Genomic DNA, 13942 nt, shown 5'->3' with positions numbered 1-13942 from the left:
ATATATTAGGGGAGTATTAATTATGAAACGCCATTTCAGTCGTCTCTTTGTCCTGTGGCTTAGTGTTATCGTTATGGAGCCATCATTTGTCTTTGCCAATGATGGCTCTCTCCAGATTAACACGGATATTAATCAGGGGAAAGAGACCAAAGAAGTTTATTACATTGAGCAGGAGACAGAACTCTCTAAGCTCTTTCAGACAGAGACCACAGACACCATTAGTCAAAAGCAAGCAATCGTCTCAGAGGAGGAAAAAAGCCTCAAAGAAGCTATTTTTCTTGAGGATCTGCCCTCAAATAATTGGTCAACGGATTATAGGGAATTGTTATTTAACCCTGAAACAGAGCTTGCGGTGTCAAGTGATTATGGTGTGCAGTTGACTGAGAAAAAGCCAGGTATTTCCTGGCAGATGTTAGCTTTATTTGGTTTGGGCATTGTGGTCATGAGCTGGTCGCTTGTTCAAACCAGACGACAGAAAGGAAACTAATCAAATGTCATCTTATGTCAATATCAGTCTGGACTTATCTCTTGTTGGTTGTCCTTTGCTGGATTTAAGAGTGCCGACAACGATGGCCCTACAGGAATTATTACAGACGGTATCGGAGTCCTATGGCCTGGGCTTGGTTTTTAACAACCCTCTGGCTCGCCAAGGAAAGAAGGGGCAAGTCTTGTCACGTTTTCAAGAGTTAACGGACTTAAGAGACGGTGACCTGCTTGTGATTGAAACATTATAGAATAAGGAGAAGAGGCGTGACAACAGTTATGAGAGAATTGCTTTTAGAAGAGGTTAAAGGGAATCAATCAGTGGCTTTCCAACTCTTGGAAGCTAAACAGCCCTTGTTTGTCAATCAGAAAGTAGCGATTGATGGCGAGAACCTCCAATTGGAATTGGTTCAGCCTGATGGGTGCTATGCCTGGGATAGGCTTGTTGATTTGACACGAGAAGAGCAGCTACGCCATTTTATCAATCTTGGTCAGGTGTTTGAACTTCTTAACCAAACCGTTTACACCTATGATTTCCACCCGAGTAAGGTCCTCTTTACCCTGAATGCTCTGCCGCTTTTAGTAGAGCGAGGGGTTAAAGGTCAAGTACCGCCTTATGAGGCACTGACGGTTGAAGAGTTTTTAACACGCTATCAGGCCATGATGGTGTCTGTATTAGACAAGAAGACCAGCTATGATACCTTAATCAATGGTAAGCTACCTTTTTACCGTGGCAATCTTTTCTGTGAGCAACTGGTGAAGGCAGACTCTTTAGTTGACGTCAGCACATTACTTCAAGCCGAGTATCAGACTGAGAAAGAGAAAAATAAGCAGACCATGGCCGTGGTTACCAAGAGTCGCCTGGCTCGTTTGAAAGCAACTAGTATCTTAGCTAGTTTGGGGGCGGTGTTATTGGCGGCAGGTCTAGGCTATGTTCTCTTGTCTTCTCTACCAAAACAAGAGATGATTAGTCAAACCCGTTTAGCCTTTATTCAAAAAGATTATTCCAAAGTGATTACAACCGTTAAATCTGCGGATAGCAAGGCACTTAGTCAGGACGATAAGTACATCGTTGCCTTGTCGGTTATCATGACAGAGCCGTTGACGGAAACGCAACGTCAGGAGCTTAGTAAAATTTCAACGCAGTCAAACGAGGACTACCTTCGTTATTGGATTTTGATTGGTCAGTCTAAGATTGATGAGGCCATTGATATCGCTAGTTTCCTGGATGACCCCCAATTGCTCATGTATAGCATGACCAAGAAAATCGATGATATTCAACGCGATCCTGATTTAAGAGCAGAAGAGCGGACCAGTCAATTAAACACTTATAAAACCAAGCTGGATGAGTTGAAGAAAACCTACCTGACACCAGAAGAAACAGCTGGTGCTGCAAGTGAAAAGACTCCTGCTTCAAGCACTCAGGAATAAGGAGGTGGGCCATGTTATATGTCATTACTGAACACATTGCTTACCCCTTGTTTCCTGGCAGACCCTATGAGTTGAGTGAACTATTAAAGCATCACTTGCCCTTCTCCCAATCAGCAACTATCGAGGTGCTTGACGATGGGTTTCGTTTGGATGAGGAGACCTATTCACATGGTGTGCACCCGTTCAAATTGGATTCAGGGAAGCTGGTAACGGTGGTTTCATTTGCGGGGCGTCAGAGTGTTTACTTGCCAGATGGGATGCTTTACCTATCGTCCGATTACCATGCGACGATTCAAGTGTCGCTCCCGTCGCTGGAAGTTGTTCTCAGACCTCAGGCAGACGAGTGGCAGCTTGTTGCCAACCAAGCCTTTTATCACAATGGCCAGTTGGTGGCGGATAAAGCTTCACTCCAAGACCATGACACTGTTCTCTTTGCCTCAGGCTTATTCCTTTCGATAATTAATGACCGCTTGGAGTTTGCGGTTGTGGGGGATTATCAGACGAACTTGTTGCCAGCAGAGTTGTCAGAACGAGATGATCGAGGGAAGGATTTCCATCGCTCTCCTCGAATTATTTTAAGAGAACCAGAGAACAAAATTTCAGTAGCAGCTGTTCCCACCCAATCGGAAGATACCAAGCAATCGCTGGTGAAGCTCTTGTTGACCCCAATCGCCATGATTGTATTCACAGGCTTAACAGTCTACTTTTCTAAAAGCGGCGGTATGGTTATCATGATGATGGGGATGTCTGTCATTACTATCGGAACCTCCATTCACTCTTACTTTGCGGATAAGAAGAAACACCGTGAAACGGAAGAGCAGAAGATTTCAGATTACCTGACTTATCTGGATGGTAAATACGAGGAGTTGGCTAGCAGTAAGGCGGAACAAGAGACAGCTCTGCTTTACCACTATCCTGCGACAGCGGACTTACTTGAGATGGCGGCTGGCCTTGACCGCCGTATCTATGAGAAGACCCCTTATCACTTTGATTTTTTGACCTACCGTTTGGGGCTCGGTCAAATCAAGGCGAGCTTTAGCATTGATTACTCTGACTCAGAGATGACCAAGCACAATGAGGAGGCCAATCAAAAGGTTCAGGAACTCTTGGCTTACTATCGTCATTTGGACCAAATGCCTCTTCAAAACCAGCTTGGGTCGCCCATTGGCTATATTGGTTCTCGTCGTGTGGTGATTGAGCAAGTGCAACAACTCATGATGCAGGTGGCGACCTTCCAGAGCTACCACGATGTTCAGTTTGTGCCAATCTTCCGTGAGGAAGAGTTGCCACTTTGGAATTGGAGCCGTTGGTTACCGCACACCCAGTTGAAAGTGTTTAACAGCCGTGGGTTTGTCTACAGCCAGCGGACACGTGACCAGCTCTTGACCTCGCTTTACCAGATTATCAAGGAGAGAAAACTGGACAGTGAGCAGGAAAAATCAAGTGAGAAGCAGTATGCCCCACGCTATGTTCTTTTGATTACCGATTTGAGCCTGATGCTTGATCACAACATCATGGAGTATATCAATGAAGACCTGTCTCATTTGGGCATTCACTATGTCTTTGTGGAAGAGGTGATTGAGAGCCTGCCTGAACATGTGAAGACAGTTGTGGACTACCGTGGGGATAAGAAGGCGACCCTGATTTTGCAGGAGGCTACCTACCTCAATCAGGCGTTTGTCCCACTTCCAGTGATCTCTCTTGAGGATAAGGAAACCTTTGCCAGAAACATGGCAGGGATTACTCATGTTCAGACCATGCGGAACTCTATCCCTGATAGCATCACCTTCCTTGAGATGTATGGGGTGAGTAAGGTCGAAGAGTTGGACCTCTTGACCCGCTGGAAGGAAAATGAGACCTATCAGACCATGTCGGTGCCTCTCGGTGTTCGTGGTCGTGATGATATCCTGTACCTCAACCTGCATGAGAAGGCGCATGGCCCTCACGGTTTGATTGCGGGTACAACAGGTTCTGGTAAGTCAGAGCTGGTGCAGTCCTATATCCTGTCTCTGGCAGTTAACTACCACCCTTACGAAGTGGCTTTTCTCTTGATTGACTACAAGGGTGGTGGAATGGCTAATCTCTTTGCCAAACTTCCTCACGTTGTGGGAACCATTACCAACTTGGATGGCAACCAGGCCAACCGAGCCTTGGTATCTATCAAGGCTGAACTCAAGAAGCGTCAGCGTATTTTCCAAGAAAACAATGTCAACCACATCAACCAGTACACCAAACTCTTCAAGGAGGGCAAGGTGTCTGAACCTCTGCCGCATCTGCTCATCATTAGCGATGAGTTCGCAGAGCTCAAGGCCAACCAGCCAGACTTCATGGATGAATTGGTGTCAACGGCCCGTATCGGCCGTTCGTTGGGGGTTAAGTTAATCCTTGCGACTCAAAAGCCGAGTGGTGTGGTTAATGACCAGATTTGGTCTAACTCCAAGTTCAAGATTGCCCTTAAGGTGCAGGATGTGGCTGACTCTCGTGAGGTCATCAAGACCCCTGATGCGGCGGAAATTACTCAGACTGGTCGGGCCTACCTTCAAGTTGGTAACAATGAAATCTACGAGCTCTTCCAGTCAGCCTGGTCTGGTGCGGATTACAACCCAGACGGCAAGGCTGGTGTTCAGCGTGAGACGACGGTTTATGACATCACAGACAGCGGTCAGTATCGGGCCATTAACAAGGACCTGAGTGGTCTGTCCAAGCAGAAGGATGTCAAGAGCTTGCCGACGGAGCTGGATGCCATTGTGGAACAGGCTCATGAGATTTTTGAGAACCTCCATATTCCTAAGGTTGCCAGTCCTTGGTTACCACCTTTGGCTGACCGAGTCTTATCGCAAGACTTGCAGGAAACGGACTTTAGGACTTATTGGAAAGAGTCATCTGGTCTTAAGCCACTCTTGGTGGGGTATCAGGATATCCCAGAGAAGCAGGAACAGTCGCCACTTTACTTTGACATGGAGCAGACAGGTCACATCCTTCTAGTGTCTAGTCCAGGCTTTGGTAAATCAACCTTCCTTCAGACCTTGGCAGTTGATGCCATGCGTAAACACAGCCCAGGAGAAGTTCACTTCTATCTCTATGACTTCGGCACCAGTGGCTTGATTTCCCTGTCCGATTTCCCTCATGTGGCGGATTACTTCGCCTTGGATGAGACGGAGAAAATCCTCAAATCCATGCGTCGCCTCAAGCAGATGGTTAAGGAGCGTAAGAAGGCCTTGTCCAAGCTTAAGGCCACCAACCTTCGCCAGTACAACCAGCTGTCTGAAGCCAGCTTCCCAACCCTCTTTGTCATGATTGATGGCTTTGATAGTGTCATGGATGCCCCATTTGCGGATGCTTTCTATGATGTGCTTAACGTCATCGCTCGTGACGGTGCGTCACTTGGCATTTATCTGGTGACGACCTTATCTCGCCTCAATGCCATGCGTCTTCAGCTCCAGTCCAACTTCAAGACTAAGATTTCCCTCTTCTTGTTTGATAATAGTGACCTGTCAGGTGTTGTCGGGCGGTCCAACATTCCTTTGGATGAAATCAAAGGCCGAGCTATTACTAAACTTGATGAGATTGTCCAGTTCCAGGTGACCTTGCCTTACACCAGTGAAGCCTATGCGGACTACATCATCGAAGTGGGCAATGAGGTTGAAGCCATGAGGACAGCCTACACAGGTGATTTACCAAGTGGTATCCCGATGTTGCCTGAGAAGGTCAAGCCTGAAAGCATCGACCTGTCAGCCAAGGACTTTGTCTTTGGTTTGGATCGGGAGTGGGTTCAACCAGCAGGTTTTAGCTTTGAGAAGCCAGTCTTAATGGCCGCAGAAGGGCCATCCTTTATCAACACCTATTACAAGCTTCTTGATTTCCAACTGAAGCGGTTGTCTGACCGTTACAACACCGTTATTTTGGATAACAATGGAAAGGTTCCTAATCAGTTATTTGACGGGTTCAATCGCTTTACTAGCAATACAGAAGTTAGCGATGTTCTACAGACCATTATTAGTGATTTGAAGGAGCGAGTCGTTAAACCGCAGGATAGCTACCAGAACTGGTTGGTTCTTATCCCAGACTTGGCTTCAACAGGGATGAGTGTGGGTTTGAGCGAAGCTGACTTGAAACTGCTCTTGGTTGAAGGGCCTAAGTATGGTGTGACACCATTGTTTGTAGGTAGCTACCAAGATTTGGTTAACAATAGTTATGACAGTTTCGTCAAGCTCATGCTTCAGCTGGTTGACCAAGTCTTCTTGGGGGTTCGCATCAGTGACCAGAACCACACTCGCTACCCTTACCTTAACAATGAGCCAGCACTTAGGCCTAACCAAGGCTATATCCTCTATCCAGAAGGCTATGAGTTTGTGCAGTTATTAGAAATTTAGAGAGGACAAGAAAATGTCAGAAGTTACAATGTTGCCACTTGGTACAGTGGTTATTCTTAAAGGGAGCACTAAAAAAATGATGCTTATCGCTCGCTTAATTGCAGCACCAGTAGATGGGCAAATTTATCGTTTTGATTATGGGGCTTGCCTTTATCCAGAGGGCTTACTTGGAGATAATTTGATTTACTTTAATGATGAGGATATCCTAAAAGTTGTCCATGAGGGATTTCAAGATGAAGAAAATGAAGTGATGTTAGAGAATCTTCAAGCCACTCTGTCTAGTACGGAAATCCCTAAAGGAAAAGTATCTGATTTGGTGAAATCTCAAGCAAAGGAGTAACAGATGGGAAAGGTTGATTATGACCAAATCTATAGCTTAAGAAGGCAAATTAATTCTCATCAGAGTTCAATTAATGCGGCTTCTTCAGCTATTACCTCTATTGAGGAGAAACTAGGACGTCTCCGTAATGTAAAAAGTTCGATAGTCTCTATTCAACAAGAGGTTAGTAATATAAAATTTTCCATTAAGCATAAGAATAATCGTCCTGGCTGGGAAGGCAAGAATAAGGACACATTGAATACTAATTGGGATGGTTTTATCAGTGAGTATGAGACATTTCAACGAGAATTAGATGCTTATTTTGATTCTATCTGTGATGAGATTACTCGACTAGAGAATCAACAACAGGAGCAGAATGGTATTATAGGCTGGTGCTATAGCCAGATTAATAGTCTTGGAAACATGATTGAAAAACTATTCCATACAAAGGAGGGCTAAGATGTTTGGAGTAATAGCCTTATCAGAAACTGTATTTCAGCCTCACATTAGTCAGTTGAAATCAACTCAGGGAAGTCTCGTTAATGTCAGTGCAAAATTTTATGAGTATACCTCTACATCATCAGCTCTTGATTTATATCGGGATCAGTTCAACGAATTGTCTGCTTTGATAACTGCTTATGCGAATTTTCTCAACAACGATATCGACTTGATGGATCAGACCGGTCTGAGTTTGTTGGCAATGGATGCACAACTGGGTGGTCAGTTTGGACAAACCACTCCTTAGGAGGATAGGCATGGCATATAAAATTCATTTTGAAGATATCACTAATGTTCAAAGAGAGGTTTCAACGACTATTACTGGCTGGGCGGAAGCTTTAGCAAGCATTGAGTCAGCGATGTCTCGGTTCATGAGTGATTCTGCTCTTCAAGGACAAGCATTAAACGGAATGAAGAGTTATTTGGTAGAAGTTCATTATCCGATTATTTTGGTCTTGGGAACTTTAATGCAGGATTATTCCGCTTCCCTCTTGCTTTATAAAGACGGTTATTATAATATAGACAATGCTTCCAAAGCAAAATTGCCGGAGCAAAACCTTACGACTCTTAAGAGTGATTTGGAGGGATCGCGTAATAATTTACAGAATCAGCTTGATTTATTGAGTACTGAGAAGGCTAAGATTAATGATATTTTGACCTATCGAGGGATGAGTCATACGACGACCATTATGAAGTACAACTCTCTGATTAATGATTTGAATAGACTTCATCAGAGTATTGCTCAATATGAATCTCAGCATACCATGCAAGATTTAGTGCCCTTCAAGGAGCTTTTAGCATCAACTAAACGCTTGTTGGCAAGTTATGGGAGTCAATCAAGGAATGTTGGTAGTTATCAACCTGGTTCTATAGGTCAGCTTCAACAAATGCAGGAAGTTGCGGCAGCTTATAGCAATGCGGTTAATCACTTATCAAATCGTACAGATCGGATTAGGACGGCTCAGGAACGTGATGCCGTTCGCTGGGAAGCCATTGCGGCCGAAGAGCGTCGTAATCAGGGTGTTCTAAATTTTGTGGTTGGCGCTTTAACGGTTGTAGGTGGTGTAGTAGCTATTGTAGCAACCGCAGGAGCAGCAACTCCTCTTGTTGTAGCAGCCGGTGCAACACTTGGTACAGGTACTGCTTTATATGGCTATTCGAACATGATCGAGGCCGAACAAGATATTATTTATGGCTCTCTAGGCGATACCAAGAGTTTTGCGGTCAATCCTATCCGAGATACCATTTTCTTGGGAAATAACCAACTCTATCACCAAACTGGTCAAATCTTTAGTATCGGTAGTTCCATTATTGCACCAATTGGTCAAACTGGAAGTGTTGTAAAAGGCCTAGCTCAATTTGGTGGCGGTGCTTTGGGAGCATGGGGCGGAGGAGAACTTGGTTATCACGGAGCCAAACTTTTAGGAGCTAGCGACTCACAGGCCAATGCGGCGAAGTTTCTAAGTAGTATGGCAGGTGCTTCGGCAGGTTCTTCCTTGGCAGGGAAGTTTAGCTTGAATAAACTGATAACGAAAAAAGTTCCTGAGCAAGAAAATTTGTCAGGTATTGACGAATTAGTTGAGAGACCGAGTTGGAGGCAATCAGAAGTTGATGTCGGGAAAGACTTTCCAGGCTATGAACCTCAAAAATCATTTCTTAATGGTAATGAGGTACCTCATGGAACTAAGGGAAGTGTGAGACCTGAGTATTATAAGGCTGGTCATAGTATAGAAGTTAAAAATTATAATGTACAAACTAGTAAGGGTCGGAGTAATCTAGTGAATAATGTTAGTAAACAGGTTAAGCAGAGAACACATAATCTTCCTGAGAGTACAAAACAAACAGTTGTTATAGATGTTAGAGGTCAAAATGTAGACTCTAACGTGTTAAAACAAATCAGAGATAATATATTATCCAAGTCGGGACTTGATGTCCAAATTTTATTTAAAAAATAGTATTAAAGAAAAGAAAGGAATATAGTTGTAATGGTAGTTGGTTTGAAAGCGGATTTTTTTTGGTATTCTATAGGGGAACCAGATTTTTTACATTCCTTCTTTTCGAGTGTATGTATAAATCTTGAGAATGGTCGCTGGGGCGAAAAATTTCCGATAGTAATGAAAAATTTATATAGTGGTCAATTAGCTGTTGAACAGATAAGCCAAGCATCTGTAGAACTGGAGCAAATAGAGAGAGAGTTTCAAGTTCTTTCTCCCGATAAGGTAATTTGGGATGCTAATGATTTATCAAAAACACCACCTTGGGGAGATAATATAAGTACGGATGTAAAAAATCTATCTGATTATTATTTAACTAGTTCAGGTGATAATATTTTTACTACATTTAAAAATGCATTCAGAGATGGATTGAAAGAAAATGTTCCAATTGAAATACTAAATTTATAATTTAAAGAAGTTCTCGTTATCTGTATATGGTAATGGATAAGGTTGGTTATAATTTGGAGCAGTTCAATATTCTCAATTATAAAACGACCAATCGTATTGGTTATCAGAATTCATCCAGATTTTATATGTTAATAATTTTACGAAAAAGGCGATAGATGCTACAGACGAGATTTTTTTCTCACATTTAACAGACGGTGTGGTTAATCCTAAACCAATAAATTTAGATTATTTACCTACAGAAAAGTAATAGTTAGTACTCAAAAAGTCACTTGAAGAATTAGTTTCTTTAAGTGATTTTACTATAACTGTAGCGGGTGCCTAGTAGCTATTGTAGCAACCGCAGGAGCAGCAACTCCTCTTGTTGTAGCAGCTGGTGCAACACTTGGTACAGGTACTGCTTTATATGGCTATTCGAACATGATCGAGGCCGAACAAGATATTATTTATGGCTCTCTAGGCGATACCAAGAGTTTTGCGGTCAATCCTATCCGAGATACCATTTTCTTGGGAAATAACCAACTCTATCACCAAACTGGTCAAATCTTTAGTATTGGTAGTTCCATTATTGCCCCCATCGGTCAAACTGGAAGTGTTGTAAAAGGCCTAGCTCAATTTGGTGGCGGTGCTTTAGGAGCATGGGGCGGAGGAGAAGTTGGATATCATGGTGCCAAACTTTTAGGAGCTAGTGACTCACAGGCCAATGCGGCGAAGTTTCTAAGTAGTATGGCTGGTGCTTCGGCAGGTTCTTCTTTGGCAGGGAAGTTTAGCTTGAATAAACTGACAACGAAAAAAATGCCTGAGCAAGCATCACCGTATAATAAGGAGCAGGTTCTTAAAAACCTTGAAGAGAGTCGCCTTGCTAGAAATTCATCTAGAATGGATGATTATCTTAGAAAAGAATATGAACTTCAAGGAAAATACTTTGCAGAAAGAATCGTTTGGAAAAACGGGAGATATGCGTATATATCTAGCGAGATTGATAAATCAACTGGTCAGTTGACGCCTGTTAGATATCGCTCGTATTTAAAGAATGATGGTTCTATTAACTGGCCATTACATAATGGTTTTACTCTTAAAAATGGGAAACCAGTTATGAATCCAGCTAATCTAAAAATAGGTGATATAATTGATCGATTTGGAGAATCAGGTGGAACATTTACTAGTCCAGTTGAAGGTGGTAAAATAACACCTTTTAATCAGAGGGGGTTGCCGTACCCAGAGGATTATCAAGTTTATCATCAATATAAGGTCATTCAAAACATTGATTTGAAAAACGTTGAGAAAGCTTATCAAAACCTACCACAATCAGATAAATTTATACTTGATAAATTAATGAGGGATTATAAATTTACTCTTGAAGATATAGCGAATCCTCAAAAGGGGACGATTGATATTGTTTTTGGTTCTGGTGGAGGTACTCAAGTTAAATTTGGAACCTCAGTAAGTTGGTATGAGAAGTTAGGGTTGATAGAGGAGATAAAATAATGGAAATTTTGAAATTATATAAACAACAACTTTTAGAAGAAATTCAAAATTTAGGTTACGAAAGTTTAAGGTATTCAATATTTTCTGATAAAAATCCAGGTGAATGGGAAGTAGTTATTGAGTTTGATAAGTTAGAACAACTATATTTTATATACGGGACAATGGACAGGGGTAGCTATAATGGTAAACATTCATTCAAAACTTTTGAGGAAGCAAAAATAGCGTTTCTACAATTTTTATATGATATTATATTGATAAATAAATATTATGTTGAACAAAATATGCCTACTAATTATTATTCTCCGCTGTGGTCAAAGAATCCCCCCGATATTGATCCTAGGATAAGTCAGTAGCTTTTAATTTCAGCTAATATCTGCTCTTCAAGGACAAGCATTAAATGGAATGAAGAGTTATTTGGCAGAAGTTCATTATCCGATTATTTTGGTCTTGGGAACTTTAATGCAGGATTATTCCGCTTCCCTCTTGCTTTATAAAGACGGTTATTATAATATAGACAATGCTTCCAAAGCAAAATTGCCGGAGCAAAACCTTACGACTCTTAAGAGTGATTTGGAGGGATCGCGTAATAATTTACAGAATCAGCTTGATTTATTGAGTACTGAGAAGGCCAAGATTAATGACATTTTGACCTATAGAGGGATGAGTCATACGACGACCATTATGAAGTACAACTCTCTGATTAATGATTTGAATAGACTTCATCAGAGTATTGCTCAATATGAATCTCAGCATACCATGCAAGATTTAGTGCCCTTCAAGGAGCTTTTAGCATCAACTAAACGCTTGTTGGCAAGTTATGGGAGTCAATCAAGGAATGTTGGTAGTTATCAACCTGGTTCTATAGGTCAGCTTCAACAAATGCAGGAAGTTGCGGCAGCTTATAGCAATGCGGTTAATCACTTATCAAATCGTACAGATCGGATTAGGACGGCTCAGGAACGTGATGCCGTTCGTTGGGAAGCCATTGCAGCCGAAGAGCGTCGTAATCAGGGAGTTCTAAATTTTGTGGTTGGTGCTTTAACGGTTGTAGGTGGTGTAGTAGCTATTGTAGCAACCGCAGGAGCAGCAACACCTCTTGTTGTAGCAGCAGGAGCAACACTTGGTACAGGTACTGCTTTATATGGCTATTCGAACATGATCGAGGCTGAACAAGATATTATTTATGGCTCTCTAGGAGATACTAAGAGTTTTGCGGTCAATCCTATCCGAGATACCATTTTCTTGGGAAATAACCAACTCTATCATCAAACTGGTCAAATCTTTAGTATCGGTAGTTCCATTATTGCACCAATTGGTCAAACTGGAAGTGTTGTAAAAGGCCTAGCTCAATTTGGTGGCGGTGCTTTGGGAGCATGGGGCGGAGGAGAACTTGGTTATCACGGAGCCAAACTTTTAGGAGCTAGCGACTCACAGGCCAATGCGGCGAAGTTTCTAAGTAGTATGGCAGGTGCTTCGGCAGGTTCTTCCTTGGCAGGGAAGTTTAGCTTGAATAAACTGATAACGAAAAAAGTTCCTGAGCAAGCACCGCCGTATAATAAGGAGCAGGTTCTTAAAAACCTTGAGGAGAGTCGCCTAGCTCGTGAAAGTTCTAACTTTAAGTCCAGTTATGTAAAAGTTGAAAAGTCCATTAATCAAAGAATTGAGCTCCAAGATGAGTTGAAAAGAAGGGTTTCCGATTTCGACTATGATACTGCTTCTAGTAAACAAAAGGGAAACTATAGCGAGATTAGAACTTATGATAATCTGTTGAATTCAAGGAGTGGTGAGACCTCTATCTATGTTTTAAGGCGTGTTGGCAGGGACATCCCAGAAAGTCTGGATGCTAAATTAGAGCGTGGAATTGATGGTATTTACATCAATGAGTCTGGTGCTGGACCTAAGGTTATTATTGATGAGGCTAAATTTAATAAATCTAAACTTAATCCTTATACAGCTGATGGTAAGCAAATGAGTTACGAGTGGATTAAGAACAGAATTCATGAGGATGATTTTGCTAATCTAGAAGATTATTTTAGGGTAAAGCAAGCCATTGATAAAGGGAATTACGAAGCCGTTTTGAGTAAAGTCAATATTGATGGAAATGTTAGTCATTTCCGTTTGGATATGGATGCGAATATTATTGGAACATGGCCATAAGGAGTTATTATGCAAGTAAGAGATAAATTAAATACTTTAGAAAATTATAGTAAATCAAGAGACTTTTATTGTATGCACAATAGAATGATTGCGGATGATATTTTAGAGATAAAAGAGGATGAGAAGAAAGGAGTGCAAAGAAATCATTTTCCGAATGCGAGAGTAATAAGAAATATGAATGATTCAATTGCGATGAATTTATTCAAAATTTTCAAAAATAGATATTCATCAGGAAGTTCAATGTCTGAAGTAAGAGAGGCTTTTCTCGCTTATTTAGAAATTAAATCTCTTGTCTTAAATGGCCATATTCATTATTTGGACGATTTGGATATTATTTCAGTTGGTATTCTATTAGATATCGATGCTGCAACAATGGCACCTTTTATTGAAAATATTGAGAAAGTTGATTATCAAGATTACTTGATGGACTTTCTGATTCGTTACTACCGTCCTGATTGGCCACAACATGAGGAGATTCGCTTTAAACGCCCTTACGCTCACGCTAAAGCTATCATCGAAGCAGAGAGTCAGGAGAAGGCACTTGGTGCTTTGAGACATTATGTCTTTAGCAAGTGGTATCCAGGCTCTAATGATGCCCCTTGGTATAATAGCCATAAGTCAAAAAATCCAGCCTTTCATGCTGGGTATTGGAGTTTCGAAGCTGGAGCTATTGCCAAGATATTGGATTTAGATGATAGTAGTCTTGAGGGACAGCAATATTATCCTTATGATATGGTACATTGGAAGGGTTAGTCATTGTATCAAGTTGATTTTAGAAATCATCTAGCCCGATG

Annotated in this window: 13 protein-coding genes; all 13 read left to right on the top strand. The window is 41.7% G+C overall.

All coding sequences use genetic code 11. The features are described from left to right. Window positions 1-22 precede the first annotated feature (22 nt). Window positions 23-487, top strand: coding sequence for a type VII secretion protein EssA (gene essA, locus SR187_RS05830; RefSeq protein WP_120171814.1), 465 nt, complete (start codon window positions 23-25; stop codon window positions 485-487). Window positions 488-491: 4 nt separating this feature from the next. Further along, window positions 492-734, top strand: a complete 243-nt coding sequence (locus tag SR187_RS05825; protein ID WP_120171813.1) for a type VII secretion protein — start codon at window positions 492-494, stop codon at window positions 732-734. 16 nt (window positions 735-750) lie between these two features. Next, the gene (gene essB / locus SR187_RS05820) at window positions 751-1914 is read left to right on the top strand and encodes a type VII secretion protein EssB (protein ID WP_323131743.1); all 1164 of its coding nucleotides are present in this window, start codon (window positions 751-753) and stop codon (window positions 1912-1914) included. Window positions 1915-1925: 11 nt separating this feature from the next. Next, on the top strand, window positions 1926-6287 hold the full coding sequence (essC, locus tag SR187_RS05815) for a type VII secretion protein EssC (protein ID WP_120171812.1): 4362 nt from the start codon (window positions 1926-1928) through the stop codon (window positions 6285-6287). Between the two features lie 13 nt (window positions 6288-6300). Continuing rightward, window positions 6301-6627 carry a DUF4176 domain-containing protein gene (locus SR187_RS05810; RefSeq protein ID WP_120171811.1) on the top strand — a complete coding sequence of 109 codons (327 nt, stop codon included), beginning with the start codon at window positions 6301-6303 and terminating at the stop codon, window positions 6625-6627. Between the two features lie 3 nt (window positions 6628-6630). After that, entirely contained in the window at window positions 6631-7065 is a 435-nt protein-coding gene (locus SR187_RS05805) for a YwqH-like family protein (RefSeq protein ID WP_120171810.1), read from the top strand. 1 nt (window position 7066) lies between these two features. After that, a complete protein-coding gene (locus SR187_RS05800; protein WP_120171809.1) occupies window positions 7067-7351 on the top strand; it encodes a TIGR04197 family type VII secretion effector in 285 nt (94 codons plus the stop codon). Window positions 7352-7361: 10 nt separating this feature from the next. Continuing rightward, a complete protein-coding gene (locus tag SR187_RS05795) occupies window positions 7362-9059 on the top strand; it encodes a T7SS effector LXG polymorphic toxin (RefSeq protein ID WP_160113879.1) in 1698 nt (565 codons plus the stop codon). Window positions 9060-9089: 30 nt separating this feature from the next. Next, entirely contained in the window at window positions 9090-9506 is a 417-nt protein-coding gene (locus SR187_RS05790; RefSeq protein WP_120171807.1) for an Imm70 family immunity protein, read from the top strand. A 504-nt stretch (window positions 9507-10010) separates the two neighbouring features. Continuing rightward, window positions 10011-10991 carry a glycohydrolase toxin TNT-related protein gene (locus SR187_RS10100; RefSeq protein ID WP_231996425.1) on the top strand — a complete coding sequence of 327 codons (981 nt, stop codon included), beginning with the start codon at window positions 10011-10013 and terminating at the stop codon, window positions 10989-10991. Continuing rightward, entirely contained in the window at window positions 10991-11344 is a 354-nt protein-coding gene (locus tag SR187_RS05780) for an Imm59 family immunity protein (protein WP_120171806.1), read from the top strand. Before SR187_RS10100 ends, SR187_RS05780 begins: the two co-directional genes overlap by 1 nt. Window positions 11345-11360: 16 nt before the next feature. Beyond that, the gene (locus tag SR187_RS05775; protein WP_269460243.1) at window positions 11361-13148 is read left to right on the top strand and encodes a T7SS effector LXG polymorphic toxin; all 1788 of its coding nucleotides are present in this window, start codon (window positions 11361-11363) and stop codon (window positions 13146-13148) included. Between the two features lie 9 nt (window positions 13149-13157). Further along, window positions 13158-13901, top strand: coding sequence for a PoNe immunity protein domain-containing protein (locus SR187_RS05770; protein WP_120171804.1), 744 nt, complete (start codon window positions 13158-13160; stop codon window positions 13899-13901). The last annotated feature ends 41 nt before the right edge of the window (window positions 13902-13942 follow it).

Origin of the sequence: Streptococcus ruminantium, assembly GCF_003609975.1 — a bacterium.
GTDB lineage: Bacteria > Bacillota > Bacilli > Lactobacillales > Streptococcaceae > Streptococcus > Streptococcus ruminantium.
The sequence above is the reverse complement of the archived record's forward strand: the minus strand, read 5'-3'. Positions and strand labels throughout refer to the sequence as shown.